The sequence below is a fragment of the Sphingomonas jinjuensis genome (genome assembly GCF_014197105.1).
In the GTDB taxonomy this organism is placed as follows: Bacteria; Pseudomonadota; Alphaproteobacteria; order Sphingomonadales; family Sphingomonadaceae; genus Sphingomonas; species Sphingomonas jinjuensis.
Genome location: NZ_JACIEV010000005.1, coordinates 192571 through 219447 on the forward strand (window position 1 = coordinate 192571; position 26877 = coordinate 219447).

Consider the following 26877-nt stretch of genomic DNA (forward strand, 5'->3'; position numbering starts at 1 on the left):
TACTTGGGGGTATCGGTGGGGGTATTCTCAGAGGTTCAGCCATAAGGAATGGCAGAAAACAGCCGTAGCGCGGGATGAGTCCGATAGGTGCCGGGCCCACCACTTCCCGCCCCGTCAGCCGCGCAGCTTCAGCCCGATCCACAGCGTTCGCGGCGTCGCGCGCTCGACGATGTCGGCGCCGCTGATCCCCGCCTCGACGCGCTCGTCGAACAAATTCTCGCCACGAAGCTCGATCGCCAGGCCGCGGGTGATCGGCAGCGCGAGATAGGCGTCGAGCGTGGTCGCCGGCGCCAGGGCACGGCTGTTCTGGTCATCCTCGAATTGGCGCGCGACGTGGCGCAGCGTCGTCGATGCGCCGATGATGCCGCGGTGCCAGCCGATCGTGCCGGACACGCTGTCGAGCGGCGTCTGTGCGGGCCGCAGGCCGTCGAGCGGCCCGGCAAGCCCATGCGCCTCGACGCGCGGATCGACGTGGCTCCATGACGTCAGCACGTAGAATGGGCCCCGATCCCAGCGGGCGTCGACCTCGAGCCCGGTCGAGCGGATCGCGTCGAGGTTCTGGCGGATGCGATAGGTCCCTGCCGCGCCGACGAAGCCGACGCCGGCGAAATTGCCCGGCCCCCGGCCCGCGGTGACGTTGGCGATGGCGCCAGCCAGCCGGTTCCAGAACAGCGTCGCGCCTAGCGTCAGCCCAGCGCCGGGGGTCAGCGACATCCCGCCGTCGACGCCGGTCAGTCGCTCGGGAGCGAGCGCGGCGTTGGCCGCGGTCGCATCGGCGCCGACCCGGAACGGGCGGTACAGTTCGTTGAGCGTCGGCAGCCGCCAACCGCGATAGGCGGAGGCTCGTAGCTTGAGTGGTGGCGCCACCTGCCAAGCCGCTCCGACGCGGCCGGTCCACTCAGTGCCGCTGCGCGCCGCGAAGCGCGCCGTGGTGACGGGGGCGCCGTTCGCTATGGTGGTTTCGAGCAGCCGACCGTCGCTCAACCGCCAGCGATCGACCCGTCCGCCCAGCGTCAGCGTGACCGGCCCCGTCGTCGAGGCGTCGGCGAACACCCCCCAGGTCAGCGCCTCGCCGCCCGCGATCCGGCGACGGGTGGGCGTGCCGGCGACATAGGTGAAATTCTCCTGCGTCTGCCCATCGACGCGGCGAACGTCGGCACCGATCCGTACGTCGCGGCCTGCGCCGACCGGCGGCGCCAGCTCGATCCGCCCGCCGAGACCGGTTGCGGGCGTGTTATATTGGTCGAGCGTCAGGCTTGCCGCGGCGCGCGCAGCATCGACCGCGGCGAACTGCGAGGCGAAGGCCCGCGTCTGGAGATAGGCGAGCGCCGACCAGCCCCATGCGCCGCGCCCGACGAGGCGGAGGCTGGCGTCGGCGCCCTGGCTCCGATTGCGGGTGAAGGCGGTGCCGCGCTCGCGGGTGTCGGTGAAGGCGGAGGCGCTGGCCTGCATCTCTGTCGTGGCGCCGACCGGCACGACGGTGCGGATGGCGATCGAGGCCTGCTCATAGGGTGCGGGACGATCGGCGGGTCCGCGCTGCGACTCGACGACGGGGACGAAGCCGTCGCCCCCCGCGTAGCTGGCGGCAACGGTCACGAACCCGCCCCCGCGCGACAGCAAAGCGGACGCAGAGGCATCAAGCGAATGGCGGCTGCCATAGGCGATGTCGGCGCTGAGCGGTGGCTGATCGGCCGCGCCGGCGCTCTCGATCTCGACCGATCCGGCGAGCGCGCCCGGGCCGAGATAGCCGCTGCCGCCACCGCGGGTGACGCGGATCAGGCCGATGCGATCGACCGCATAGGCCGGAAACGGCACCCAGCCACCGAACGGATCGGCTTGCGGCACGCCGTCGAGGACCAGCAGCGCCCGGCTAGATGCGTTGCCACCGATCCCGCGCAGGCTGATGCCCTGACTGGTGGGGTTGGCGGTGCGCGAATCGGAGCGGCGGAACTGCTGGAGCCCGGCGACGTCGGCGAGGACGTTTTCGAGCCGGCCGCTGGCGCTTTCGTCGAGACGCGCCCGATCGATCGTCACCGCCGACGCGGCGGCATCGCCCGGCCGCGCCGCCAGGCCGCGACCGACGACGACGACCTCCCCGCTTTCCTGCGCGCCCGCAGGCACGGCGGCGACGAGCGACAGGAGCGGCAGGCAGCGGATCATCGCATGCTGCTGTACCCGGCGAACGCCGACACGCGATCCTTTATTTGCAGCCACACACTCGCGAACCCCGGTGACGTTTCCGCCATCCAGACGTTGGCGCCGTCATGAGCAGCTCCCATGATCGCTATTCCTACAGCCCCATTACCACCCGTCCTGCCTATGACTGGCCGGGCGGTCGCCGGCTGGCGATCTATCTTGGCGTCAATCACGAGGTGTTCGACTTCGGCGGTGGCCTGGGCGCGAAACTGGCGCCATCGCAGACCGAACCCGACGTCATGAACTATGCTTGGCGGGATTACGGCAATCGGGTTGGCGTGTGGCGGCTATTCGACCTGTTCGACCGGCTCGGGCTGCGGACGACGGCGCTGCTCAACGCCGACGTGATCGACCGCTGCCCCGGCCTGGCCGAGGCATGCCGCGACCGCGGCGACGAAATCGCCGCGCATGGCGGCAGCAACGCCAAGGCGCAGGGCAGCCTATCCAAGCATGGCGAGGACCGGCTGATCCGTGAGGTCACCGAGAGGTTGGCATCGTTGGGAATGCGGCCGACCGGTTGGCTCGGCCCGTGGATCTCGGAAAGCCGCGATACGCCCGACCTGCTCGCCAGGCACGGCTATCGCTATGTCCTCGACTGGGCGCACGACGACCAGCCGACACGGCTTTCGACCGCGCATGGCGGCCTGTTGTCGGTGCCCTATTCGCAGGAGATCAACGATCTGCCGGCGATCATCCAGCGGCGTCAGGAGGGCGAGACGTTCGCCGCGATGATCCGATCGGCGGTCGAGCAGCTATTGTCCGAATGCGATCGACGGCCGGTGGTGCTGGGCATCGCGCTCCACCCTTACATCATGGGCCAGGCGCACCGTGTCCCGCCGCTCGCCCGCGTGCTGGCCGAGCTGCGCGAGGCGAACGATCCGCGTATCTGGTGGACCACAGCGGGCGACATCGCCGCGCACGTCGAGGACAATGGGCTGGCCGCCTGAGCCGGTTCAGCCGCTTCGGGCGTGGAGCGCCCTCACCTTTGCGGCGAATATCTCGACCGGCCCTGCGACGACGGCGTCGGGCACGACATCGGTGATCCGCAGCGGCGCGATCCCCATCGGCGGGCGGCCAAGCTCCTCCTGCCAGCGCATCAGCTGCGGCGTCGACGTGGCGTAGACGATCCGCCCCAGCCGGGCGAGGCCGTGCGCCGCCGCGCACATCGCGCAATGCTCGCCCGAGGTATAGACCGTTGCGGCACGCCGCTCCGTCGGCGACAGATGCTCGGCCGCCCATCGGGCGATCGCGAATTCGGGATGCCGCGTCGGATCGCCGCCGCCGACCCGGTTTCGGTCCTCGAACAGCACCTCACCCGATGCCACGACGAGAACCGATCCGAAGGGATGGTCGCCCGCATCGACCGCCTCGGCGGCAAGATCGACGCAGCGGCGAAGGTAGCGCAGGTCGCTGTCGTTCAGGCTCGGTGCGTCGGCGTCGTGTTCCATCGACGATCAACCGGTGAGCGCGGCAACGGTTGCCGGCCGGCGTCAGCGTTTCGTGAACACCTGCTTGGGCAGCACGACATGGACGCCCTTGTTGCGATCGACCAGCTCGGTCACCTCAACATCGCCCGCGGTGCTGACCAGCATATAGGCGTCGTCGCGCGACATCCCCTTCGTCTCCGCCAGGAAGCCGATCATGTTGCGCACGGCCTTTCGCGCGGCGTTCGACAGATCCTCGTCGAAGCCCATCGCGATATAGGCGTCGGGGGTTTCGGCGCGCGGATAGGCGGCCTCCAGCGCAGGCCCCTCCCCCTTCTTGTGCAGCACGAGTTGCAGCGTGCCGGTCAGCGACGTCTCCAGCGCGGTGATGTCAACCTCGCCATTCCCCTGCGCGGCATGGCCGTCGCCGACTTCGAGCAGGGCGCCGGGCGCGTGGACCGGCAGGAACAGCGTCGTGCCCGCGACCAGCCGGCGATTGTCCATGTTGCCGCCGTGGATCGAGGGCGCGGTCGAATCATAACGGCCGAAGGCGGGCGGCGGCGCGACCCCCATCGAGCCGAAGAAGGGGTGCAACGGCACCTCGACACCCGGCGCCAGCGCACCGATCATCCGCCGGCGGTCGAGCGGCACGATCTTGATCCGGCGATGGGGAAAGTCGTCGGGCAGGAAGCCGGTCGTCGGCCCGAAGGCGTTGTAGGCATAGGGAATGGCGAGGTCGACCTTCAGGATCCGTACCTCCAGCGTGTCGCCCGGCTGCGCGCCCTCCACCGCGATCGGGCCGGTCAGGATGTGGCCGCCCGGTCCCCGCGCCGATGCCGGCACGCCGTCGAACACCGCGCGCAACGCCGGCTCCACCTGGTCGGCGGGCAGCCCTGCCCCCTCGAGCCCCTTGGGGCTGTTGGTGATGAGGGTATGCACGACCACCGTATCGCCCGATCGGACGGTAAGCACAGGCGTCGTCGCCGCTTCGTAATGGCCCCACGCCACCGTCGCCGGCGTTGCCGGCAGGTCGTACTGCTTGGCGTCGGCGGCGCTCGACGTGGCGAGCAGCAGCGCCAGTTTCCAGTTGATGGCCATTCCGATTTTTCCCCTTGTCGCGCGGCAGCGTAGCGCATGGGCGGGGCTGGATCGATGGGCATGCGACGACAATCGCTTGCCCATCGCCCGGCCAGCGGCGACGATGGCGCATGTCGATCTTCCTCTCGCTCCTGCTGCTGCAGACTGCCGCTGCCCCCACGCCACTGACGCCGGCCGCGCGCCCCGCCCCCGTCGTCTCCAAATGGCCGGCGCGCGACGCGCAATACACCATCCGCGACTTCCGCTTCCGGTCGGGCGAGACGCTGCCCACGCTGCGGATCAACTATACGATGCTGGGCCAGCCCCATCGCAACGCGCGCGGCGAGATCGACAATGCCGTCATGGTGTTGCACGGCACTGGCGGCACCGGGCGCCAGTTCCTCAGTCCGCAGTTCGCCGACGAGCTGTACGGCCCCGGCCAGCCGCTCGACATCACCCGCTACTGGATCATCCTGCCCGACGGGATCGGGCACGGCAAATCGTCGAAGCCGTCGGACGGGCTGCACATGCGCTTCCCCCATTACGACTATGACGACATGGTCGCGGCCCAATACCGGCTGCTCCACGACGGGCTCGGCATCCGCCGAATGCGGCTGATCATGGGCACGTCGATGGGCTGCATGCACAGCCTGGTCTGGGGCGAGACCTATCCCGACTATGCCAGGGCGTTGATGCCGCTGGCGTGCGAGCCGATCGAGATCGCTGGGTTAAATCGCATGTGGCGCAAGCTCGCCATCGACGGGATCAAGGCCGATCCCGCCTGGGCCAATGGCGAGTATCGGACCCCGCCGGTGCAGGGGTTGCGCACCGCCGCCAGCCTGTTGTTCGTGGCCGGCGCGGCGCCGCTCTATTTTCAGGCGCAATATCCGACGCGTGACGCTGCCGAAGCCTTTGCTGGCGAGCGGGTGGCGGCGTCGATCGCCAATACCGACGCCAACGACCTCGTCTACCAGCTCGACGCCTCGCGCCACTATGCGCCCTGGCCGCAGATGGAGGCGATCGTCGCGCCGACCACCTGGGTGAACTCGGCCGACGACTTCATCAATCCACGCGGGCTGGACTATCCGCAGCGCTCGGTCGCTCGGATGCGCGATGCCCGCTTCATCCTGATCCCCGAGACGGCCGAGACACGCGGCCACGGCACCCATACCGCCGCCCGGTTCTGGAAGCAGCATCTGGTCGAACTGCTCCGCCGCAGCGAATAGGGCGGTTCGGGCCATGCGGACGATCGTCAAATCCCCGGCCGCCACGGCGATGCGCGTTCCGGCCCTGGCCTGGCTGCTCCTCACCGCGCTGGCCGCACGCGCGGTGACGTTGGGCAACCCGATCGTCGGGGTCGACGAGGAATTCTATTACACCGCCGGGCGGATGATGGCGGGGGGCGCCTGGCCCTATGTCGATGTGTGGGATCGCAAGCCGCTGGGGCTGTTCCTGGTCTATTGGCTGCCCGGCCACTGGCCGCCGCCGCTCGGGATCTGGCTCTACCAGTTCCTGGCGCTCGCAGCGGTCGTGGCGACGGCGCTGCTGATCGGACGGATCGCGACTCGCGCCGGATGGCACCGCGGCGCCTTGCTGGCGGGGATATTCTACCTCCTCTGGCTCAACCTCGCCGACGGCCAGGGCGGTCAGTCGCCGGTATTCTACAACCTGTTGATGGCTGGCGCGGCGACGATGATCCTCGATCGCGGTCGAGGATGGCGTCGTGCGGTCCTGGCCATGCTGCTGGTCGGGCTGGCGCTCCAGATCAAATATGCGGCGGTGTTTGAGGGAATGGCGTTCGGCCTGTGGCTGTTGGCGGACGAGTGGCGGCGCGAGCGTCGGATCGAAGCTGTCCTGATGCTCGGCGCGCTGCTCGTAACGGCCGCGCTGGTGCCGACGATCGCCGCCTGGCTGGCCTTCCTGGCGGCGGGGCATGGCGACGCGTTCGTGTATGCCAATTTCGTCTCGATCACCCAGCGCCGCGCCGATCCGATCGGCGAGGCGATCGGCAACCTGTTGACCGACACGCTGCTCCTCGCGCCCCTCCTGGCGATGGCCATCGCCGTGCCGCGGCACCCGGGCGACGGCGTGGAGCGGCAGGCCGCGCTGTTCCTTCGCCTTTGGCTGGCGGCGGCGGTACTGGGGTTCCTGACCTTCGGATCCTGGTTCAATCACTACACCTTGCCGGTGATGCTTCCCGCAGCTTGCTGTGCCGCCGGCTTTGTCGCGCATCGTCGCCGCGGTCGCGCGATCGGGGTGATCGTCGCTGCCGTCGTCTTCGTCGCAGGACAGATCGTTCTCCAGGCGGAGCGGCGCACCCGCGGCACGCCCGCCCAATTCCAGCGCACCGTCGCCGCGATCGGCAAGGGGCCGGGCACGCTGTATGTCTATAACGGCTCGACGATGCTCTACACCGCGACGGGGCGACGGCCGGTGACGGCGTATCTGTTTCCGACCCACCTGATGCTCGCCCGCGAGGCCGGTGCGGTCGGGATCGATCAGCCCGCCGAGATCGACCGGATCTTCGCGCGCCGTCCCGACGTCGTCGTCATGCAGACGGTTGAGGATGGCGAGGATCTGGCGCAGCGTGAGCGCGTCGAACGTCACCTTTTGGCGTATCGCGCCGACGCGACGACGCTGCCGCTCGGCAACAAGCGTTTCACCCTCTACCGCGCTAAAAGCTCCACCCCGCCCCCAGTCGCGCGTTGAGCGGGCGCAGCGGCGTCGTCTGGTCGCGCGCGCTCAGGATCAGCGGATTACCCGAGGCGAAGCGGTTGGCGGCGACGTCGGCGACATTGTCGACCCTGAGCGACACCGTCATCGACCCGTGCGTCCAGGCTGCCGACGCGCTCGCCACCGCGTAGCGGCCCTGCGAGATATCGAACAGGTCGCCCGTTCCCAGCACCGAGCGCCCGACGTAAGAGGCATCGGCGGCGATACTCAGCCAATCCCCGCTACCCACCGACCAGCGATAGGCGAGCCCCGCCACCGCCGCGATCGGCGGCGTATCGGGCAGCCGGCGGTTATCTGCCTGCGACGTATTCGCCAGCGCGCCGCGTACTTTGTTCTGCGTGTAGAGGAACGACAGCGACGCATTGAGGCCTGCAATCGGCACCCAGTCGACGCTCCCCTCGACCGCACCGATCCGGGCGTTGCCGATGTTGTCGGTATAGGGAAGGCCGCGCCGGCTGACGAGATCGGCCTGGATGTTGCGCCACGACGCGCGCGACACCGCGGCGGAGAAGGCAAGCCCGGTCGACCCCCGTCGCAGGCGCCTGATCCCGACCTCTTCCAGCAGGATCGAATCGGATCGGAAATCCGCCACCCGACCGACACCCAGCGCGACGGCGAGGCCGCCGGTGCGATAGCCCGACTGGATCCGCCCGAAGACGGCCACGTCGGGCGTCACCGTCCAGGTGAGGGCTGCGGTGGGATCGACCCGCTTCGATGCCTGGCCGGCGACGAAGTCGGCCTCGCGCGGCCGGAACGACGGGTCGCCGTCGACCCGCGCCACCGTGCCGCGCAATCCGAGCGTCGCGGTGAGCGACCGGCGCAGCGGCACCGATCCCTCGGCGAACACCGACGCGCTGCGCGTCCGGTTGGTGACGCCGATGATCTCCATCGGCGCGTCGGCGAAGCCCGCCGTCCGGTTCCGACTATCGTTATTGTCGAGCAGGGCGATGCCGACGACCCAGGAAGCCGCGTCATCCAGCGACCGCGACAGCCGCATCTCGTGGCTGGCCAGCTGCCGCTCGCTCTGGGTACGATAAATGATCGGCGTCCCCTGCCCTGCCGGTCGACGCGAGGCGTCGAACAGGTCGTCGGCATGGGTAATCGCCAGGCCCGTCGCCGACACCAGCTCGACGCCGCTGTCCCAGCGCTTCGTCACCACGCCGCGCGCGAACAGGATGTCGCTCGAATAGGGCTGGGCCAGCGTCGTACGCCGTGCCAGCGCACCCACCCGCCGTTCGGCATATTGAGCGTCGGCAGCCTCGATCCGCTGCCCCAATCCGCCCAGCTCGACCGTCCAGCCGTCGCCGGGATCGATGCGCAGCGTCAATCGCCCGCCGGTCGTCTCGACACCGTTGAGGTTCTGGCGCGATCGTTGCGGATCATCGACATAACCGCCGTCACGCGCGCGGTAGACCGTGCCACGAAGCCCGGCGACCGCGGCGGACAGCGGCACGTTGAGCGTCGCCGCCACGTCGCCGCCGGGCGCCCCCCCGGACGTCAGCGTCGCGCCCGCCTCGACGGCACCGCCGGCCCTCGTCAGATCGACCGCATTCGGGGTCAGCCGGATCACCCCGCCGATCGCGCCGGCGCCGTAGAGCGTTCCCTGAGGCCCTTCGAGCACTTCGACCCGCGCCATGTCGTAAAGCCTGATCGCGGGATCGGCGCCGGAAAAGCCGAGCTGGACGTCGCCGACATAGACGCTCGCGGTCGACTGGGCTGCGCCGACGAAGCTGCTGTCGGCGATGCCGCGGATGAACAGCTTGTCGCGCCCCGGCCCGAAGCCCGTCGACTGCAGGATCGGCGACACCCGGGTCAGCGTGCCCAGGTCCTGCCGCCCCGCCAGCACCGGCGCGGCGAGGTCGATCGACGACAGGCTGCCGGGATAGCGGAGCAGCGGGATGCGCTGCTTGCTCGCCGTGACGATGACGTCGCCCGCTGCGGTCGCGACCGGGGCGTGGGTCTTGCCCGCGGTGTGTGACGCGGGGTCGCGGACGATGCGGAAGCTGCGGCCGTCGATCGCCACCGCGCGATAGCCGGTGCCCCGCAACAAGCGGCGCAGCGCCACCACGGGCGCCAGCTTGCCCGCCACGGCGCGCGTCGGCACCTGCGCCAGACCGGTCTCGACGCTGACGATATCGATGCCCGCCTGCCGACCGACCATTGGCAGCGCCCGGTCGAGCGTCGATACGGGCACGGCGATGGTGGCACGCAACTGCGCGCCGGCCGGCGAAGCGATCGATAAAGCTGAAAGGAAAAGGATCGCGTCAGCGCGGCGCGCGGACCGACGTCCCGATGATCCAGTCGTCACCCCTGCGTCGCCAATCCACCCCGATCAGCGCTGCCACATGCGGCACGTCGCGCTCAGCCTTGCCCGTCAGCTCGACCATGCCGGTAAACGGCCGGTTCGGCAACTCGCCGGCCATGACCACTTTCGTACCATAGAGCCGCTGCCAGGTCGCCGCGACGTCGGCCAGCGTGGCGCGCGTGAACGCGATACGCCCCGATCGCCAGCCGCCGACCGCATCGGGATCGATCGTCCCCCGCACCGCCGCGCCGGTCGCAGGATCGGCGGCGAGCGTCTGTCCCTTCGCCAGCAGGATGCGTTCGCCCTCGGGCTGGACTATCACCGATCCTTCGGCAACCTCGACGTTCAATCGCGCGCCTGTGCGCGCCACATCGAACACCGTGCCGACGTCGCGAACGGTCAGCGTACCTGCGGTCAGCGTGAACGGCTTGCCCGCATCATGACGCACCGCGAACACCGCCTGACCGCGATCGAGCGAGGCGACCCGCGGATCGCCGTGATCGAGCGTCAGCCGCGTGCCACCGCTCAGGTCGATCCGGGTGCCGTCGTCGAGTGCGATGGCCCGCCGCTCGCCCGCCGCCGTCTCAACCGCATAGGGCTGCGGCCCCTTCGCCGTCATCACCGCCAGCGCCAGCGCCGCCACCAGCGCCGCGGCGATCGAACCGCCCGCCAGCCAGGGCCAGCGCCGGGCGACGGGGGCATCGTCGTTCGCCGCCACCATCGGCTCGGGGACCGGGGGCATTTGGCGATCCGCCAGCGCGACGCGATCGTACGCGGCACGATGCGCCGCATCGGCCTCCAACCAGACGACGAATGCAGCCCAGTCGTCGGCCGACATCGTCGGCTCGCGAAGATGCCAGTCGATCGCCTCGTCGATGATCCGCGTGTCAGTCGTCACTGTCGGACTTCCCTTCATCGCTATGACGACGCCGCTCCACGCTATCCGCACCATCGTCGCCAACCGCATCGACGATACGACGATAGGCACGGCGCAACAGCTTCTCGACGCCGCTGACGCTGATCCCCAGCGTCGCGGCGATCGTTCGCTGCGGCTGCTCGTCGAAGCGGAACATGCGCAGCGCGGTACGCATCCGGTCGGGCATGTCGTCCATCGCCGCCTCGACCCGCGCCAGCCGGTCGCGCGCGATCAGCATCCGCTCGGTATCGGGCATCTCTGCCGCGATCGGCTGGACGTCGTGCCACGATCCGTCACGCGCATGACGCCGCTGCGCCGCGATTCGCCGGTCGGTCGCCAGGTTCGTCGCGACGCGGAACAGGAAGGCGGCGGGCTGGTCGATCGGTCGATCGGCGAGGCTGTCGATCCGCAGCCACATGTCCTGGAGCACGTCGTCCGCCTCCGCCGCGCTGCCCAGCCGTGCGACAAGGAGGCGGTGAAGCACCGCGCGCTGTTCCAAGAAGATCGCCTGAAGGCCGCCGACGCGCATCGTCCAGCCTGTTCGACCATTCAGGCCGGGAAGGTCAATTCCTTCTCCGCCGCCAATTGGGACAGCGGCAGCCGGCGAAGCGCCTCCGCCTCGACCAGCCGTGCGGCGGCGATGGCATCGCCCGGGCGATCGCCGGCGCCGGGATGGCACATCACCAAGTGTTGCCCGCCCGGCCGCCGCAGGAACGCAGGGAAGATCGCCGCATAGTCGCCCGTGAAGCCGTAATGACCGGCGAACCCGTCGTTGCAACGCAGGCCATGCCGCGCCGCCGCCGCCGCGAACCCGCGCGAATGCCAGGCGCTCGCCAGTGCCTTGCCGCGGAACGGGCGCGCCATCATTGCGGCAAGGGCCTCCTCGTTGGTCCGCAGCCAGGCACGCGGTGCGCGGCGTGCCGTGGTCGCCAGAACAATCTCGCGGATCTGCGGCAGCGCGTGGCTGTGCTGGTGCCCGTCGACAAAGTCGGGCGCCCGGCCCATCGCCTCCTCGAACCGATCGAACTGCGCCTCGATCTCCGCCACTATCTCGTCGATCGGCAACGCGGGGCGTCGCGTCATCGCCTGCAATGCGCGGATCGTCGGCAACGTGCCGGTCGCCGCCAGCCGCGGCATCACGGTGGCCGGTCGCTCAAGTGTCAGGACGAGGTGAAGGCCGATCTCGACATGATCGGGCAGCCCCGCCAGCAGCGCGCTATCGGCGTGCCAGTTGGGCATCACCGTCATGCAACTGGTCGCGTTCAGTCGTCCGTCAGCCGCCAGTGCCGCGATCGTCGCGCTGACCGCGGGGGAAAAGGCGAAATCATCCGCACACAGGGTGAGACGCGGCACGCAGGGTCCTTGGCGCAATCGGGGTTCGGCAGGGCTCGGCATCCTGGAACGCGCGCTCGCGGATGCTTCGGCTCAGCAGATGACGCGCGGCGAGGCGGCGCGCAAGGAAGCGATAGAAGAACCAGTCGCCGGCGACCGGCGCCAACGCGCTATAGGCCAGCCGTTCGATCAGCGTCCAGCGGATCGACGGACGATCGCGCTCGCGCGGCGACGGCGCGCACCACAGGTCGCTCGCATAGCGCATCGCGCCGAAGCGCATGACCCGGTGGATGATCTCGTGATCCTCCAGCACATAGCCCCAGCGTTGCGGATCGAAGCCGCCCGCGCGCAGCAGCACGTCGGTGCGGAAACACTGGCCGGCGCCGCCGGTGTGGCATTGACGCGGCAGCATCCGCGCAGTTGCCAGCATCTTGCGGCCAGCCGCCGCACGGACGCCTGGGTCGGCGTCGGGCTGCGACCAATAGGCGCCGGCGACGACGCAGCCTTCCTGTGCCAGCACCGCCTCTGCGGCGGCGAGATAGTCCACGGGGTAGAAGGTGTCGGCATCGCATGTCGCGACATGCGGCGTCCGCACCCAGACAAGGCCGGTCTGGAGCGCCTGGACCTTGCCGGCGCGCTTCTCGGTCAGCAGCAGATAGTCGAGGCCGAGCCGCTCGCAGCAATCGCGTGCGATCGCCGCGCTGTCGTCGGTCGATCCATTGTCGATCAGGATCAGCCGCACCGGCACCGACTGGGCGCCCAGGCTCTCGATCGTCGCCGCCAGACACGCCTCTTCGTTGAAGAACGGCAGCAGCACGCTCCAGCGGGGCGCCTGATAGGCCGCCCGCGAATGAGGAGGCGTCGGTGAATGGGGTCGGTCGGCAAGATCGAGCAGCATCGGTCGGGTCCATCGTCGCGCGGCCGATTCCCGGGGGATGCGTCTGAGGATCGTGCAGCAGCGGCGACGCCATGCCGCCCTGCCACCCCCGGTCGAATGCCCCCCGGCAACCTTCCGTCACATCGATGACGACGCCATGGCGACGGTCCCGCACCGCGGGAGGAAATTTTATCCGACAGGCGCCGCGACCCGGCCCCGGCGCATCGCCGCGTCCGCCATCCCGGCGATGCCCAGCACCGCACCCACCGCGACATGCGTTGCCAGCGTCAGCGTCGCGATCATCGACAGCATCAGCGGCACCCCCGCCTGATGGCCGAGCAGCGCGACCGTCACCCCGGCGAAGACCAGGTCCTTGTTCGACACCAGCGGCAATCGCGAGACGACCAGCTTCAGCGCCGAAAGCACCAGCCACCAGAACACCGCGACCTGCGGCATCGCGAGGTGCCACAGCAGCGCCGTCAGCGAGACCGTCGCCGTCGCCCGCACCGCATGGATCGCAGCGACCGTTCTCAGCGATGCCGCCGGCAGGCCGAACAGACGCCGGCGCAGGATGAGGGCGAGCAGCGGCGGCGCCGCGATCACCGCGACCGATGCCGCCACGATCCACCCCGGCACGCCCAGCTGTAGCGCGCCGAGAAACGGCAGTGCCGCGATGGTCAGGAACAGCGTCGCGCCGTTGCCCACCACCGCCGACAGGATCGACACGTCCTTTACCGCGGCAAGTGCGGCTCGAACCGGCTGGCCGCGCGCTCTTGCCCAGGCGATCAGATAGGCCTCGCCGGCATAGCCGATCAGCAGGTCATTGCCGATCATCTTGCCCGCGAGCGCCGCGATACCGCTGGCGGGCACGCCCCATAGCCGGCGATAGATCGCCCAGTCGCACAGCACCGGCGTCGCATAGGCCAGCGCGAACATCGGCCAGAAGCGCGGATCGCGCGGCACCATCGCGGCCACCGCATGCCAGTCGAGCAGACGCAATTCGACCAGTGCCGCCGCCAGGATGCCGAGCGAGAGCAGCGGCGCCACGGCGCGTCCCGCCGTCCGCAGTACGCGAGCGACACGGGGCCGCTCGACCCACCGCCGCACGCTATCGACCATTCCCATGACCCGCATACGGACTAGAACGACGCGGCTGGCCCCGACCCGCAGCGACGCGGCGCGAAATAGTTCGGTCGCTTCGCGTCTGCACTCGCCCTAGACTGGCCGCCGACCGGCACGATCCGCCGGTGGTCGCCTGATCGTTGGAGCCGATGTGGACAGCCGTTGCCAGGCGATCGCCCTGGCCGATCGCCATTCTGATGCTGCTGGTCGCCATCGCGCTGCGCTGCCACGACTTCGGCAACCCGATCGTCCATGTCGACGAGCAATATTACCTCCTCGTCGGCGACCGCATGCTCCATGGCGCGTGGCCCTATCTCGACATCTGGGATCGCAAGCCGGTCGGCCTGTTCGCGCTCTACGCGGCGATGCGGCTGCTGCCCGGCGACGGCATCCTCGCCTATCAGCTCGTCGCGACGCTGTTCGCGGCCGCCACGGCCTTCGTCATCGTCTGCGGTGCCGAACGGCTCGGTGCAGCGCGCGGCCCGGCCGTGGCGGCGGGTGTCGCCTATCTCCTGTGGCTGCCGTTGCTAAGCGGGCGCGCCGGCCAGTCGCCGGTCTTCTACAATCTCTTCGTCGCCGGCGCCGCGCTGCTGACGCTGAACCTCCCGCGGTGGGCGCAGGAGGGGCGGCGCGGCACAATCCTGGCGAGCGGCGCCGCTGCCTGCCTTCTTGCCGGACTGGCGATCCAGACGAAGTACACGCCGATCGTCGAGGGTGCCTGGCTCGGCGTCGCCCATCTCTACTATGCGCGTCGTGGCGGCGTATCGTGGTCGATGCTGTCCCTGGCGGCAACCGCGTGGATCGTCCCGGCGCTTGCGCCGACGCTGGCGGTGATGGCGATCTATGCTGCTCGCGGGGCCGCAGCGTTCGACGCCTTCTGGTTCGCCAATTTCGCCTCGGTCGCGCTGCGCCGCGGATATCCTGCCGCCAAGATCGCCGGCCGCCTCGCCGGGACCTGGGCGCAGCTGGCGCCGTTCGTCATCGCCGCTATCGCCGTCTGGCGGACGCGCCCACGCTCGCCGGAGATCAGGCTGGCGTTCGGCTGGCTCGCGGCGGCGCTGGTCGCCTATGCGATGATCGGCGCCTTTTTCGACCACTACGCGCTACCGCTGCTGCCACCGCTCGCGGTGATCGCCGCGGGGGCGCTCGGCCGTCGGCGCTGGGCGATGCCCGCCTTCTTCGCCGGCGGAATCGTGATGTTCGTCATCAAGGTGCTGCTGCCGGCCGACGATGGCACAGGCGCGCGCGCCGTCGCCCGGATCGTCGCCGCCAACAGCGGGCGAGCGTGCCCCTATGTCTTCGCGGGCGACTCGATCACCTATTATCTGTCGAACACCTGCCTGCCGACCAGCCGCGCCTTCCCGTCGACACTCGCCTATGAGCCAGAGCGCGGCGCCAGCGGTATCGACGAAACCGCCGAGGTCCGCCGTATCCTGGCGCAGCGTCCACCGGTGATCGTCACCCTCGACGAGCCACTGGCTGAATGGAACCGATCGACCCTGTCGCTGGTCGAGGAGGCGCTCGCCCGCGACTATCGCCTGATCTTCCGCACCGCGCGCGGCGGGGGGCACAGCTTGGTCTACCTGCGGCGAGACCTGAGCGTTAGGACGTGACCGAGAGAGAGTTGGTCGGCGAGACAGGATTCTCCGAATTTTTCTCCGGCCCGCTTAGTCGTCGATTTCTCGTCAACGAATAACCCGTCTGGCTGCGAGTTGCGCAGCGATGGGTACAAAATGTGTGCGCAAAAAAAGTTAGCGGCCGATGACGGGGAGCGCCCCTGACGCGGCCCCGACGCGGCGAGCTATCCGGCGCGTCGGGGCCAACGATGTGCCGCTACTTTTCGCCAGCGGCCATTCGTTCGCCGCATCGCGCCATCCAGTCGCGGACCGCCGGGTCGGCGGGCATCGCCCTTCGTCGTGAAAGCTTCACCCGAGTATCGTTCTTCACAAAAGATCGTCGCTGATTGCCGCCGGCGAGACGATCCGGCCGATCGCGTTCGTTGAGTTTCGCACCAGGACAACGACGGCACCGGCTACGCCATCGCCTGCGTCGAATTCGATGATCGACCTCGCCCTATCGAAGTGAAGACCACCAATAAATCGAAGCGCACGCCCTTTCCTATAAGCCGTAACGAGTTGGCCGTGTCGGAAGAGCATCGCCACGATTGGTGCCATGTCCGGGTCTGGGACTTCGCTCGCAATCCGCGCAGGTTCGAACTGCGACCGCCGCTGGACGCGCATGCGTCGCTGATGCCGGCCAGCTTTCAGGTTAGCTTTCGGTCTGGAACAGACGCGCCAGGTCGGCAGCGACAAGGAGCATGAGCGCTACAAGGCGACCGACCAGTTCGGCGGCGAGCTGCGCTATTTTTCGGATTGCATCCTCAACGACACGGTCGTCGAACTCGATGGTGAGGAAGGGCTGGCGGATCTGGTGGTGATCGAGGCGATCGTCGAGGCGCTGAAATCGGGCGGGCCGGTGAAGATCGATCGGATCGATCGGCAGCGGCGGATCGAACCGGACGCGCAGGAGCAGACGCTTCGCGCGGTGTCGGCACCCGAACCGGTCAACGCATCGAGCCCGTCGCGCGATTGATCGACCGAGGGGCGGCGAGGCCGATTGCCTCGCCGCTCCCTCATGTTTGCAAGCGACCAGCGCTGTTCTGGAGCACCCAGAAGCGGGTGTAGCGCTGCAGCCGCGGCAACACGATCCATTGCAGCGTCGCGGTGAGCAGCAGCGACGAAGGGATCAGCTGCAACGGCAGCGGCGCGTCCTTGAGCGGCAGGCGGACGAGCGAACTGACGATCAGCAGGATAGGGAAGATCGCGAGCCATGTCGTGACGAACCGCTTCCACTTGCTAGCGCTGGCGTCGCTCGGCAGCTCGAAGGCGACGACATTGCCAGTGTCGAGCTGGAGCAGGGCGGTCGAGAAACGATCGGCCTCCGCGCTCAGCGCCGCCATCGGCTCACTGCACCGCCAGGCATCGGCGGCGGTGCGATCGTCGAAGCGGAATAGCAGGTGCTGGAACCCCGCCGTCTGGCCCAGCCGGATCGCCGCTCGATACCCCGATGCGCCGGCGGCAAGACGATCGAGCCGATCGACCCAGGCGCTGAACGCCTCCTCATGACCGACGCGCACGGCGCGGCTGATGACGATGGTGGCGGTCTGTTCGGGATCGGCTGGCATACCCACCAGAATGCTCGGCCCTCGACCTCGGTTGCCGGGGGGGGCCTCGTTGCTCAGGGGATCAGCCGCTCGGCGGATCGCCGCAGTCGGAGCTTTTGCCGCTAGCGGGGTTCCCGGCATCATAGCCTAAAGATCGAAACCGGCATCGCCTTTAGCAACATTTTGCAACAATCCGCGTTGCGTTCGTGGATCTGGCAGACGGTCGATCCGCAGCGAGGAATGTCCTGATGGATCAGACTGCTTTCTTGATCGGGTTCGCGATCATGTCGCTCGCCTCGCTGGCGATCTATGCCAAGGGCAGCAAGGCGCCACCAGCGCGACACCATACACTGTTGCATGCGGCAGTGCCCTTCATCGCGGCTACGGCATATCTGGCGATGGCCTTCGGCATCGGGACTCTGGTCAAGGGCGATGGAACGGCGACCTATCTCGCCCGGTATCTCGACTGGTCGGTGACGACGCCGATCCTGCTGGCGGGACTTGTCCTGACGGCCTTTCACGAACGTGGCCGGACGGGAGAGGTTGGGGGCTATCTCACCTCGATCATCGTTCTCGACGTGCTGATGATCGTGGCCGGGCTGGTTTCGTCGCTTGCCGCGGCGCCCGTAGCGAAGTGGGTCTGGTATCTGTGGTCCTGCGTCGCCTTCGTGGGTGTCCTGTATCTCCTCTGGGGGCCATTGCGTGCGACGGTTGCAGAGCGTGGCAAGCCCCTGGCGATCGCCTATGGCAAGAACATCTCTTTCCTGACCGTGATCTGGTTCCTCTACCCGATCGTCTTCCTCGTCGGTCCCGAGGGACTGAAGATGATCAGCGATCCCACGTCGGTTTGGGCGATCCTCATCATGGATGTCGTCGCCAAGGTCGCTTACGCCTTTTATGCCGCGGCAAACCTCGACAAGGCATTGGGCGAAGGCCCGAGCCGGGCATGAAACGTCGGGCTGCCTGGCTGATGCTGACAGCAGCAGCGGCGGCGGCGTCAAGCGCTTCGCTGGCGGGTCAGCTGGCCTTTGCGATCGCAGGCATCGGTGTCGTAGGCATGCTTCATGGTGCTGGCGATCTTGCGGTCGTGGAGCCGGCCAAACGTCCGGCGTTCCTCTCAGCCTATGCCGTCGTGTCGCTTGCGACCATGCTGTGGTGGACGGCCGATCCTTCGGTGGCGTTGCCAGCCTTCCTGGTCGCATCGGCGGTCCACTTCGGCCTGGAGGACGCGCCGCATGGATCGATCGCGGAGCGTGGCGCAAGGGGGATAGCGCTGATCGCGGCGCCGGCGGCGCTGCATCCGGCGGGCTATGCATCCCTGCTTCGCGTCGCGGGAGGGGCGTCGTTCGGAGTGTCGACCTTCACGCCGATCATCGCTCAGGCCGGCGGCATAGCCGGCACGGCTCTGCTTTGGCTGGCCTGGCGGCGTCGGGACGTGCGCCTTGCGGGCGGGATGGCTGCGCTGCTGCTTCTGCCTCCGCTGGTCGGCTTCACGATCGGGTTCCTGATGCTCCACGCCCTACCGCAGACGTTCGAGCACCGCGATCGGCTGGGATGCAGCACCACCTATGCCTATCTGCGAACGGTTGCGCCGGTCTTCGCGGCGGCGGTGTTGCTGGCTGGATTGGTGGCGGTGATCCTCCACCATGTCGATCCGAGCGGTGTGCGCGGCCTCTTCGCCGGCATCGCTGCCCTTGCCATGCCGCACCTCCTCGTCACGCCCCTCTTCGAACCACGCGACGCGCGAGAGCCGGCCGGCGACTGGAGCCGCACGCGGCAGGACGCTTGGAACCGAGGCGCTGCGCATGGGTGACGGTCGCGAGCCGCCTGGGATCGCGCCTTCCAGGCGGAAATGAAGATCTGGCCATGTCGACCCGGCAGGATGACGACGCCCCGTTCGCCGTCTCCGAGCTGAAGGGAGCGAGCGGCACTATCAAAGCTCATGCGCCGCCCTTGGCCAATCTTGTTAGACACTTGCTTTAGCGATCGACATCAACATGAAAGGTGTTGAACCAGTTTCGCTAGCGCTCGTTTCGACCTTGATACGAGCGACGCGGCGTAAGGCGGTCGTCCAAGCTCGCAGCACAAGGATTCAGCGCCGTGGCAGAGTTGACGTTGCACGAACTGTCGACGAGGATGGCCAATCTCGATTTCGCGATGCTGGCCACTCATTCGAGCGATCGCGCCATGACGGCGCGCCCTATGAGCAATAACAGCGACGTGGACTATGCCGGTGACAGCTATTTCTTTGCCTATGATGACTCGCGTAAAGTGGCCGACATCCGTCGTCAGCCGGAGGTCTGCCTCAGCTATACCGGCGCCGCGGGCATGCTGGGCGGTTCGCCCCTGTTCGTCGCCGTCGACGGGCACGCCGAGCTGATCGACGACGCGGCGCAATTCGAGGCGCACTGGACCAAGGATCTCGATCGTTATTTCCCTGAAGGCATCGACACGCCCGGCGTGGTCATGATCAAGATTCATGCCCACCGGATTCGGTACTGGGATGGGAGCGACGAGGGCGAGCTGCAGGCGTGAGCATAGCGGCGGCGTCGACCGATCCTTCGCTGCGGTTCGCGATCTGCGTCCCCGCGCGCAATGAAGCGGCGCGGCTTCCCCGGTTTCTCGACGCGATCGAACGGCTTGCGGTTCCGCCGCGTGCTACCGTGGTCCTCTGCCTGCTCCTCGACAGTTGCTCCGACGATAGCGGCCGGATCGCTGCCGGCTACGCGGGGCGATCGCGTCATTCGGTGCGGATTGCGACGGCCCGATCAACGACAGCCAACGCGGGGATCGCCCGTCGCGCCGCCATGGCGCTGGGCGTTGCAGCGCTGGGAAGGGCCGGCGGTGTCCTGATGACGACTGACGCCGACAGCCAGCCGCGCGCCGACTGGCTCCACGCGACCATGGCCGCTATCGGCATGGCCGATCTGGTCGCGGGTGACGTGATCCGCACTGACCATGAGCAGCATCACGCGCAGGATAGTATCGAGCAATATTATGCGCAGCTCTATGCGCTACGCCGCTTGATCGATCCCCTCGCCTGGGAAGCCCCCGCGACACATCACCACGCCAGCGGTGCCAATCTGGCAATCCGCAGCGAGGCCTATGCGGCACTTGGCGGGTTCGCGCTCTTGGCAAGCGGGGAAGACGCCAGGCTGGTCGATGATGCCGCCCGCCTCGGCCTTCGCGTCCGCCGCGACGCCGCAAGCGTGGTCCATACCTCAGCGCGGCGGATCGGCCGGGCGCAGGGCGGCCTCGCAACGGCGCTGCACATGCTCGATCGAATGGGACTGGACGCCGTCCGCGTCACGCATCCGCTCGATCAGGTGTGGCAGTATCGCCACCACGCGCTCGCTCGCCATAGCTTTCCGAACAGCGATTTCGTGGCCCTGGCGGATGCGATCCGCTTGACCCCCGATCACCTGCGCGGGGTCGCTCGCGACTGCCCGAATGCCGAGGCATTCGCCATGCGCGTTGTCCCAGAGGCGCCCGGCGGTATGCGGCAAGTTCCACTCGCCATGGCCGAGGATACGCTGCGAGCGCTCACCCATACCGTCTCGGTCAAGGCGGCATGACCGCCCTGCCCGCTCGGCTCGCCGCCCTCGCCAACGATAGCCCCTTCCTGGGCGATCCGCCGGACGCGGGATCGCTGCTCGCCCTGCTCGGGCTCCTCTATCGCGTGGGTCGCGAGGACCTGCCGCTCGGTCGATTGTTCGAGGGGCATGTCGACGCCGTGCAGATCGTCGCCCGCTATGGCACCCCGGCGCAACGCCACTCGCTGAGAGCGGCGATCGACAAGGGCGCGACGTTCGGCGTCTGGAATGCCGACCTTAAGGGCGCACCGCTCCATTTGGTCGACGGTCGCCTGAACGGCGGCAAGAGTTTTGCGTCGGGCGCTGGCATCCTGTCCCACGCGCTTGTCACTGTGGAGGGGGACGGCGGCCGGCAGCTAGTGCTGATCGATCTGGCTGCCGCGCCGCCAACCATTGATCGCAGCATCTGGTGCGTCGTGGGCATGCAGCGATCGGAAACGCATGTCGTGCGCTGGCATGATGCCGTTGTCGAACAGGAGGCACTGATCGGGGCGTCCGGCGACTATGTCCGCGAGCCGTGGTTCAGCGGCGGCGCGCTGCGCTTCACGGCGGTCCAGGCCGGCGGCATTGCGCGGCTGGTCGATATCGTCCGCGACCATCTCGTGGCGCTCGATCGCGCCGCAGACCCGCATCAGGCAGGACGTCTCGCCCGGCTGTTTGCATTGGCTGAGGCGTCAGCAGCGGCAGTGAGGCGCGCCGCCGATGGCTGGTTCGAGGACAATGCCTCTCGCCTACCCCGCGTCGCTGCAGCCCGTGCCGCGGTTTATGAATCGGGCGGCGAGGCGCTGGCACTGGCGCAGGAGGCGGTGGGCGTCTCCTCGCTGTTTGTGGACCACCCGCTTGCCGACGCGATCACCGATCTTTCCATGTACCTTCGCCAGCCCGGCCCTGACGCGCAGCGGATGCAGGTGGGCGCCGCCGTCGCCGCCGGCGTGCTGCGGCCGGCGCTGTGACTTTCCTTCCCGGTCGCACGCGCGCCTTGCTGATCGTCGCGCCCCATCCCGACGATGAAGCGATCGCCGCCCATGCGCTGATTAAGCGGCTTGCACGGCGCGGAGCAACGATCGCGATCGTCGTCGTCAGCGATGGTGCCGCGTCGCATCCCGGCAGCCGACTGTGGCCGCGCGAGCGACTAGTGCGCCAGCGTCAGCGCGAAACGAGACGCGTGATGCGCGATCTCGGCGTCAACGCGTCGTCGATCGTCTTCCTCGGCCTTCCCGACGGGCGACTTGGCGAGACGGCGTCCGCCGTGCATCGCTACGTCATGCGCGCGGCGATGCAGCTACCCCGGCCCTTGCTGGCGTTCGCGCCATCGCTCGCTGATGACCATCCCGACCATCGCGTCGTGGCGGCCGCGGCGCACCGCCAGTGCGGCCTGACCTGGTGGCGCTATCCCGTATGGCCCGCAGGGCAGCGCCTATGCGGCGCACGCGCACTTCCGCTCACCGCGCAGGAACGTCTCGCCAAGCGGCTGGCGCTTCGTCGCTATCAGACGCAGGCCGGCGCCATCACCGACGACCCGAACGGCTTCGCCATGACGCCGGGCCAGATCGCCGCCTTCAGCCGGCCTCAGGAGGTCTTCGCGCCGATGGCCGGGCGATGAAGCCGATCACGCTCGCCGGGTTCGAGCGCACCTTCAGCAACGACTCGGATCCATGGCGCACCTTCTCCGATCATGACGAAGCAACAAAACGCGCGGCGATCCGGCATGCGATTGGAGCCGGACCGCATGGGCGCATACTGGAACTCGCTGCGGGCAACGGATCGAACAGCCGCATGATCGCCGCACGAGCGCTCAGGCTCGACGCCACCGAGGCAACGGCCGCGGGAACCCGCCTCGTCGGATTGGCGCTCCGCAACCATAGTCACCGCGCCCGCGCGATCCGCCTCGCGGTGCCGGCCCGCTTCCCGCGCATCCGCTATGACATCATTGTCATCGCCGAGTTGCTCTACTATCTTTCGCCTCACGCGATGCGGCAAATGGCGCGCGACGTCGCGAGTGCCCTTCGGCCGGGCGGACAATTGGTGCTGGCCCATCATCGCATCGACTTCCACGACTTCGCTCAGCACGCCGCCCATCTGCAGCAAGCCTTTCTCGATCAGACAGGTCGCGAGTGGAACTGCAAGATCGTACGTCGCACCGGTCGTTGGCTGGTGGTAGCTTGCGGCCGTCGTCAATGGGCGCCTGTATGCTGAGCAGGGAGCAACGACGGGAGGTCCTTGCCAGGGAACTCGCGCGTCGTGCGCCCGATCTGCCTGTTCTGATGACCACTGGGCATAGCAAGGAGCTTGTCGCAAAGGGTCCCCTGCGCAGCTTCGACAGCCTTGCAAGCCTTACCAAAACGATCTGCTCGATCGCGTCCGCCAGGCGCTAAACCGCAGAAGCGAAACAGACACGGGCACCACGCCGTCGGATTGAGTGCGCTTTCGGATGACAACATGCCCCAAATGCATCCGTTGGCCGGTGTGGGGCCCCCGCTCAACAGCAAACATCCATTAATGGCCGACGCGCAGCGCCATTTCTGCAACATTGTGTATGCGCTCGCCCAGGGATCCAAGGGAACGTCTTTCTCCATTGCTGCGCCAGGATCGTCCACTTGAACGAGACGGCTCGGTTGGGGGATATGCGAATATGGTCAACGGCGCGAAACGAGCGATTTTCTGACTAGCGGAGCGCGCACTCCATGCGTTCGATCGCTATCCGATCGCTATCGCCATTTGCGATCCACTTATTTGTTGACGGTCACGGTTGCCCAAGGCTCTTGAACGTCACTCAACAAGCCTTTCGTAGCTACGACATGCCAGCTTCCGGGTACGCCACCCGGACGAAAGCGGAACGGCCGCTATCGGGAGCCGTGCGGCTCAATCGGACGGCCGATCGTGGTAGTAAGGGCCCCGACCGTTTAGCGTTTGTCGCTTCGTCACGCGCTCCCCGATCAGGTCGCACCCACGCGGCGAACAGACAGGCAAATTGAAGCATGAAGCAGCCGATCCCGACCCAGCCGGCGGTGAAGGGCAGGTCTGCTGCACAATTCCCGGCTGCGACGCTCAGTTCGTCGGATCCAATGCGCGCGGTGAAAACCCCCGGTTCGTAACAAAATGGAGAGAGGCAGCGGCTGGCCGGCCACCATCATTTGCCGCCGCGAATGAAAGCTGCCGCCGCGCAGTTTCAGGTTCGGCAATTCCCCTCCTTGCTCCCCCAGTAGGTACAACCAGGGGTACAACGGTTCCCGATCGCCGGGTTGGAAACCTGACATCAGTAACTTAGCGGGAGTTGGTCGGGGAGACAGGATTCGAACCTGCGACATCCTGCTCCCAAAGCAGGCGCGCTACCGGGCTGCGCCACTCCCCGCCCAGCGCCGCCCTTTAGCGGCGACCGGCCCTCGCGCGCAAGCGGCGATACGATCCGCTCAGCCGGCAACCGCGTTGCGCGGCGTGGCGGGCAGCGTCACGACAAGCCGATCGCCCGCGATCGTCAGCGTTCCGCCGAGTTCCGCCGCCAGGTTGCGAGCCAGCCGCAGGGTGAATTCACTGCCGAGTAGCGATCCCGCCTCCTCGTCGCTGCCCGTCGCCGGCGCCGGTAGTGAGATCGTCGCCACGCCGTCCCCGGTCGATGCCGCGACGCGCAACATGCCGCTCGTCCCGCCGATCGCCAGCGACAGCATCCGCGCGAACAGTCGTTCGCCGGCCCGCTCGTCGACGTACAGCGTCAGCGCGGGATCGACATCGACCATCACCTCGACCCCGCGGTTCTGCGCGAGCGGCGCCAGCTCGTCGGCCAGCCGCTGCAGCATGGTCGCCAGCGGCACTTCGGTCACCCGCAGGTCGAGCGCCCTGCCCTCGATCCGCGCCGCCGTGTCGAGATCGTCGATCGCGCCGATTAGCAGCATCGCCTGTTCGCGGATGGTGGCGGCGTGATGGCGATAGTGGAGTGGCACCGGGCCAAGCAGCTGCGCCTCGATCAGCTCGGCGAAGCCGGCGATGGCGTTGGTCGGCGTGCGCAGTTCGTGGACCAGTTCGCGGATCGCATCCGATGCGCCCTGCCGCGGCGCCGGTTCGGCGCCCTCTTCGATCCGCGGGCGGCGGGCGGCGGCACGGAAACCGAGGAAGCGACCGGTCCGCTCGTCGAACATCGGCTCACCGGCGACCCGCCACGATCCCGCCGCATCGGACCAGCCGCCGACATCGATCCTGGCATGGCCGAACCGCGCGCGCTGGCGCAGCGCCCCGTTCATCGCCGCATCGACGCGGACGACGCCCTGCGCGCCGCCGTACGCGATCGAAACGCCCACCAGCGGCCCTGGCGCAACGCCATCGACGCGGCGGATGACGCCGGCCGCGTCGGTTTCGAAGGTGAATCCCGTCGCCGCCGTCGGCGCGGTCTCGCGCTCGCGCGGACCGGCATCGCGGGCGCGGTTGAAGGCATCGATCCGTGCGACGAGGTCGGCGATGACATAGCCACCCTGCGCCCCCGGCTGGGGCGATTCGACCTGCTCCGCCTGGCGCAACGCCTTGTCGACGAACGGCAGGCTGCGAGCGATGTCGCCCAGCGCGACGAACGACGTGTCGGCCAGCGGCGTGTCGGCGGGCGGCGGCGGCACCGCATAGTTGACCGCGGCATCGCCCACGCCTGGCGTCGGCGCATCGGGTTCGGGCGCCGGTGGGGCAGCGGGAGGCGCGGCCGGGGCGTCGTCGTTGGCGGTATCGCCGCCGTCCCAGGGCAGGACGAAATCGGTCGGCCCGAACGCATCGAGCGCGCGCATCACCTCTTCGGGCAGATCGCGGCGGTGGCGCAACACCGACCGGCCTTCGGGGTTGAGTCGCGGCAGCATCGCGATCCAGTCGACCGCGAGCAGCTTCGCCGTGCGCAAGACGGGGGCGGCGATGGCCAGCTCGTCCTCGGCGAACAGCCCGACCAGTTCGGGGCCGGGCGCCGCGAAGGCGAGCGCCCGTGCGCTGGCGGCGCGTACGTTGGTCGGCACCGCCTGGCGGAGCAGCCGCAGCCGGGCGATCGTCGGCTCGTCGGCCCGGGCGCGCCCACGACCGAGCAGGTCGACGAGCTGACGCCAGGTGGCCGATGCGCCGACCCCCGTCGCGGACTCGCCGGCCAACACCGTCTTCAGGCTATCGTCGAACCTCACGCATGTCCCCCTGCGCGGCCCTCTGCGGCGCGCCCTGTAACAGTTCCTTAATGGCCCTGTTGCAACGCGCAACGCGTCAAAAAACCCGACGTCGCATAGTGGGACAATTGCGTATCCCCGCAATTTTATTATGAGGGCGACGCGCACCGGTGGTTCATGGGCGCCCTAGGAGTTGCGTTGACAATGGCTTTCGATCGCATCGACCGGCAGATCATGGCCCTGCTCCAGCAGGATGGACGGATGACCAACGTCGATCTGGCCGAACGCGTCGGTCTGACTGCTCCGCCCTGTCTGCGCCGCGTCCGCGCGCTGGAGGAAGCGGGCGTCATTCGCGGCTATCATGCCGATCTCGACGCCGCGAGCCTGGGCTATCCGATCACCGTCTTCGCGATGGTGTCGCTGCGCAGCCAGGCCGAGCATGACCTGACGGCGTTCGAACAGCATGTCGCCGCGATCCCCCAGGTGCGCGAATGCCACATGCTGAACGGCGAGATCGACTTCATCCTGAAGATTGTCGCCGAGGACCTGAAGAGCTTCCAGGAAATCCTGACCACGCATCTGACGCCCGCGCCCAACGTCGCCAGCGTGAAGACGTCGCTGACGATCCGCACCGCGAAGTCGATTAGCGGCGTACCGGTCGACGTCGACGCGCGGTAAACCTCAATTTCAACAGATCGGTCGGTCGGGCGCAATTCAATCGCCTTCCGCCATCCCGTTCGTGGCGAGGAGGCACTGAGCGAAGTCGAACTGCCGTCTCGAACCACAGGCGGCTTGGCCTACCCTTCGAGACGAGGCTTCGACTGCGCTCAGCCTCTCCTCAGGGCGAACGGGAATGCGCAACCAAATGGCTGGGGCTTCCTCGGCTCGCTACCTATCGATCCGTTCGTGCTGAGGAGGCGCTGAGCGCAGCCAAAGCGCCGTCTCCAGGCAAAGGTGGCTGAGCCCTCCCCTGAGAACAAGCCACCCTTTCTAAGCGATACCGACCGAACGGGCCACGT

25 protein-coding genes and 1 tRNA gene are annotated in these 26877 nt (G+C 68.2%); 14 read left to right on the top strand and 12 right to left on the bottom strand.

Translation table 11 applies throughout. The features are described 5' to 3' along the window. Window positions 1-114 precede the first annotated feature (114 nt). On the bottom strand, window positions 115-2160 hold the full coding sequence (locus GGQ80_RS10485) for a TonB-dependent receptor (RefSeq protein WP_183984503.1): 2046 nt from the start codon (window positions 2158-2160) through the stop codon (window positions 115-117). Between the two features lie 104 nt (window positions 2161-2264). Between GGQ80_RS10485 and GGQ80_RS10490 the strand changes: the two genes are divergently transcribed. After that, the gene (locus tag GGQ80_RS10490; protein ID WP_183984505.1) at window positions 2265-3143 is read left to right on the top strand and encodes a polysaccharide deacetylase family protein; all 879 of its coding nucleotides are present in this window, start codon (window positions 2265-2267) and stop codon (window positions 3141-3143) included. 6 nt (window positions 3144-3149) lie between these two features. Here the strand turns inward: GGQ80_RS10490 and GGQ80_RS10495 are convergent, their stop codons facing one another. Together GGQ80_RS10495 and GGQ80_RS10500 are read right to left on the bottom strand one after the other, a co-directional pair. After that, window positions 3150-3644: a nucleoside deaminase gene (locus tag GGQ80_RS10495; protein ID WP_183984507.1), complete on the bottom strand. Its 495-nt coding sequence runs from the start codon at window positions 3642-3644 to the stop codon at window positions 3150-3152. A 42-nt stretch (window positions 3645-3686) separates the two neighbouring features. Then, window positions 3687-4718 carry an acetamidase/formamidase family protein gene (locus GGQ80_RS10500; RefSeq protein WP_183984509.1) on the bottom strand — a complete coding sequence of 344 codons (1032 nt, stop codon included), beginning with the start codon at window positions 4716-4718 and terminating at the stop codon, window positions 3687-3689. A gap of 110 nt (window positions 4719-4828) precedes the next feature. Between GGQ80_RS10500 and GGQ80_RS10505 the strand changes: the two genes are divergently transcribed. Next, window positions 4829-5923, top strand: coding sequence for an alpha/beta fold hydrolase (locus tag GGQ80_RS10505; protein WP_183984511.1), 1095 nt, complete (start codon window positions 4829-4831; stop codon window positions 5921-5923). Window positions 5924-5972: 49 nt separating this feature from the next. Further along, entirely contained in the window at window positions 5973-7406 is a 1434-nt protein-coding gene (locus tag GGQ80_RS10510) for a hypothetical protein (protein WP_221364323.1), read from the top strand. Here GGQ80_RS10510 and GGQ80_RS10515 read toward each other — a convergent pair. From GGQ80_RS10515 to GGQ80_RS10540, 6 genes are all read right to left on the bottom strand, one after another. Next, window positions 7372-9642: a TonB-dependent receptor gene (locus GGQ80_RS10515; protein ID WP_343051010.1), complete on the bottom strand. Its 2271-nt coding sequence runs from the start codon at window positions 9640-9642 to the stop codon at window positions 7372-7374. The two genes, GGQ80_RS10510 and GGQ80_RS10515, sit on opposite strands and share 35 nt — an antisense overlap. Before the next feature lie 52 nt (window positions 9643-9694). Then, a complete protein-coding gene (locus tag GGQ80_RS10520; protein ID WP_343051011.1) occupies window positions 9695-10633 on the bottom strand; it encodes a FecR family protein in 939 nt (312 codons plus the stop codon). Then, entirely contained in the window at window positions 10623-11180 is a 558-nt protein-coding gene (locus GGQ80_RS10525; RefSeq protein ID WP_183984515.1) for an RNA polymerase sigma factor, read from the bottom strand. The genes GGQ80_RS10520 and GGQ80_RS10525 overlap by 11 nt, the downstream gene beginning before the upstream one ends. A gap of 20 nt (window positions 11181-11200) precedes the next feature. Next, window positions 11201-12004, bottom strand: coding sequence for a ChbG/HpnK family deacetylase (locus GGQ80_RS10530; protein ID WP_183984517.1), 804 nt, complete (start codon window positions 12002-12004; stop codon window positions 11201-11203). Next, the gene (locus tag GGQ80_RS10535; protein WP_183984519.1) at window positions 11976-12881 is read right to left on the bottom strand and encodes a glycosyltransferase family 2 protein; all 906 of its coding nucleotides are present in this window, start codon (window positions 12879-12881) and stop codon (window positions 11976-11978) included. Before GGQ80_RS10535 ends, GGQ80_RS10530 begins: the two co-directional genes overlap by 29 nt. A 168-nt stretch (window positions 12882-13049) precedes the next feature. Beyond that, entirely contained in the window at window positions 13050-13907 is an 858-nt protein-coding gene (locus tag GGQ80_RS10540) for a hypothetical protein (RefSeq protein ID WP_183984521.1), read from the bottom strand. 272 nt (window positions 13908-14179) lie between these two features. Between GGQ80_RS10540 and GGQ80_RS10545 the strand changes: the two genes are divergently transcribed. The 3 genes from GGQ80_RS10545 to GGQ80_RS10555 all read left to right on the top strand — a co-directional run bounded on the left by GGQ80_RS10545 (window position 14180) and on the right by GGQ80_RS10555 (window position 16574). After that, the gene (locus tag GGQ80_RS10545; protein ID WP_246346996.1) at window positions 14180-15595 is read left to right on the top strand and encodes a hypothetical protein; all 1416 of its coding nucleotides are present in this window, start codon (window positions 14180-14182) and stop codon (window positions 15593-15595) included. A gap of 426 nt (window positions 15596-16021) precedes the next feature. Next, on the top strand, window positions 16022-16303 hold the full coding sequence (locus GGQ80_RS18825) for a protein NO VEIN domain-containing protein (RefSeq protein ID WP_425506046.1): 282 nt from the start codon (window positions 16022-16024) through the stop codon (window positions 16301-16303). A 112-nt stretch (window positions 16304-16415) separates the two neighbouring features. Continuing rightward, complete coding sequence (locus GGQ80_RS10555; protein ID WP_183984525.1) at window positions 16416-16574, top strand: hypothetical protein; 159 nt, start codon at window positions 16416-16418, stop codon at window positions 16572-16574. A 40-nt stretch (window positions 16575-16614) separates the two neighbouring features. Here the strand turns inward: GGQ80_RS10555 and GGQ80_RS10560 are convergent, their stop codons facing one another. Further along, window positions 16615-17172: a putative antibiotic biosynthesis monooxygenase gene (locus tag GGQ80_RS10560; RefSeq protein WP_183984527.1), complete on the bottom strand. Its 558-nt coding sequence runs from the start codon at window positions 17170-17172 to the stop codon at window positions 16615-16617. Window positions 17173-17393: 221 nt separating this feature from the next. Between GGQ80_RS10560 and GGQ80_RS10565 the strand changes: the two genes are divergently transcribed. The 7 genes from GGQ80_RS10565 to GGQ80_RS10595 all read left to right on the top strand — a co-directional run bounded on the left by GGQ80_RS10565 (window position 17394) and on the right by GGQ80_RS10595 (window position 22934). Further along, the gene (locus GGQ80_RS10565; protein ID WP_183984529.1) at window positions 17394-18095 is read left to right on the top strand and encodes a bacteriorhodopsin; all 702 of its coding nucleotides are present in this window, start codon (window positions 17394-17396) and stop codon (window positions 18093-18095) included. After that, a complete protein-coding gene (locus tag GGQ80_RS10570) occupies window positions 18092-18958 on the top strand; it encodes a Brp/Blh family beta-carotene 15,15'-dioxygenase (protein ID WP_183984531.1) in 867 nt (288 codons plus the stop codon). The genes GGQ80_RS10565 and GGQ80_RS10570 overlap by 4 nt, the downstream gene beginning before the upstream one ends. 287 nt (window positions 18959-19245) lie before the next feature. After that, window positions 19246-19680, top strand: a complete 435-nt coding sequence (locus GGQ80_RS10575; protein ID WP_183984533.1) for a pyridoxamine 5'-phosphate oxidase family protein — start codon at window positions 19246-19248, stop codon at window positions 19678-19680. After that, complete coding sequence (locus GGQ80_RS10580) at window positions 19677-20720, top strand: glycosyltransferase (RefSeq protein WP_343051014.1); 1044 nt, start codon at window positions 19677-19679, stop codon at window positions 20718-20720. The genes GGQ80_RS10575 and GGQ80_RS10580 overlap by 4 nt, the downstream gene beginning before the upstream one ends. Next, on the top strand, window positions 20717-21691 hold the full coding sequence (locus GGQ80_RS10585; protein WP_183984535.1) for an acyl-CoA dehydrogenase family protein: 975 nt from the start codon (window positions 20717-20719) through the stop codon (window positions 21689-21691). The genes GGQ80_RS10580 and GGQ80_RS10585 overlap by 4 nt, the downstream gene beginning before the upstream one ends. Then, complete coding sequence (locus GGQ80_RS10590) at window positions 21688-22341, top strand: PIG-L family deacetylase (RefSeq protein WP_183984537.1); 654 nt, start codon at window positions 21688-21690, stop codon at window positions 22339-22341. The genes GGQ80_RS10585 and GGQ80_RS10590 overlap by 4 nt, the downstream gene beginning before the upstream one ends. Continuing rightward, window positions 22338-22934 (top strand): methyltransferase domain-containing protein, encoded by a 597-nt coding sequence (locus GGQ80_RS10595; RefSeq protein WP_183984539.1) that lies wholly within the window; start codon window positions 22338-22340, stop codon window positions 22932-22934. The genes GGQ80_RS10590 and GGQ80_RS10595 overlap by 4 nt, the downstream gene beginning before the upstream one ends. Window positions 22935-24013: 1079 nt before the next feature. On the opposite strand, the gene GGQ80_RS10600 is transcribed toward GGQ80_RS10595, so the two are convergent. Together GGQ80_RS10600 and GGQ80_RS10605 are read right to left on the bottom strand one after the other, a co-directional pair. After that, window positions 24014-24090: transfer RNA gene (locus tag GGQ80_RS10600), tRNA-Pro, on the bottom strand. A gap of 58 nt (window positions 24091-24148) precedes the next feature. Continuing rightward, window positions 24149-25879 carry a histidine kinase dimerization/phospho-acceptor domain-containing protein gene (locus tag GGQ80_RS10605; RefSeq protein ID WP_183984541.1) on the bottom strand — a complete coding sequence of 577 codons (1731 nt, stop codon included), beginning with the start codon at window positions 25877-25879 and terminating at the stop codon, window positions 24149-24151. Window positions 25880-26062: 183 nt separating this feature from the next. Here GGQ80_RS10605 and GGQ80_RS10610 point away from each other — a divergent pair, with 183 nt between their 5' ends. Then, window positions 26063-26536: an Lrp/AsnC family transcriptional regulator gene (locus tag GGQ80_RS10610; RefSeq protein ID WP_183984543.1), complete on the top strand. Its 474-nt coding sequence runs from the start codon at window positions 26063-26065 to the stop codon at window positions 26534-26536. Window positions 26537-26877 lie beyond the last annotated feature (341 nt).

Excerpts from the sequence above, each read along its gene's own strand:
- GGQ80_RS10485 (WP_183984503.1), bottom strand. The coding sequence starts at position 2,160 with ATGATCCGCTGCCTGCCGCTCCTGTCGCTCGTCGCCGCCGTGCCTGCG.
- GGQ80_RS10490 (WP_183984505.1), top strand. The coding sequence starts at position 2,265 with ATGAGCAGCTCCCATGATCGCTATTCCTACAGCCCCATTACCACCCGT.
- GGQ80_RS10495 (WP_183984507.1), bottom strand. The coding sequence starts at position 3,644 with ATGGAACACGACGCCGACGCACCGAGCCTGAACGACAGCGACCTGCGC.
- GGQ80_RS10500 (WP_183984509.1), bottom strand. The coding sequence starts at position 4,718 with ATGGCCATCAACTGGAAACTGGCGCTGCTGCTCGCCACGTCGAGCGCC.
- GGQ80_RS10505 (WP_183984511.1), top strand. The coding sequence starts at position 4,829 with ATGTCGATCTTCCTCTCGCTCCTGCTGCTGCAGACTGCCGCTGCCCCC.
- GGQ80_RS10510 (WP_221364323.1), top strand. The coding sequence starts at position 5,973 with ATGCGCGTTCCGGCCCTGGCCTGGCTGCTCCTCACCGCGCTGGCCGCA.
- GGQ80_RS10525 (WP_183984515.1), bottom strand. The coding sequence starts at position 11,180 with ATGCGCGTCGGCGGCCTTCAGGCGATCTTCTTGGAACAGCGCGCGGTG.
- GGQ80_RS10535 (WP_183984519.1), bottom strand. The coding sequence starts at position 12,881 with ATGCTGCTCGATCTTGCCGACCGACCCCATTCACCGACGCCTCCTCAT.
- GGQ80_RS10545 (WP_246346996.1), top strand. The coding sequence starts at position 14,180 with ATGCTGCTGGTCGCCATCGCGCTGCGCTGCCACGACTTCGGCAACCCG.
- GGQ80_RS10565 (WP_183984529.1), top strand. The coding sequence starts at position 17,394 with ATGGATCAGACTGCTTTCTTGATCGGGTTCGCGATCATGTCGCTCGCC.
- GGQ80_RS10570 (WP_183984531.1), top strand. The coding sequence starts at position 18,092 with ATGAAACGTCGGGCTGCCTGGCTGATGCTGACAGCAGCAGCGGCGGCG.
- GGQ80_RS10585 (WP_183984535.1), top strand. The coding sequence starts at position 20,717 with ATGACCGCCCTGCCCGCTCGGCTCGCCGCCCTCGCCAACGATAGCCCC.
- GGQ80_RS10595 (WP_183984539.1), top strand. The coding sequence starts at position 22,338 with ATGAAGCCGATCACGCTCGCCGGGTTCGAGCGCACCTTCAGCAACGAC.
- GGQ80_RS10610 (WP_183984543.1), top strand. The coding sequence starts at position 26,063 with ATGGCTTTCGATCGCATCGACCGGCAGATCATGGCCCTGCTCCAGCAG.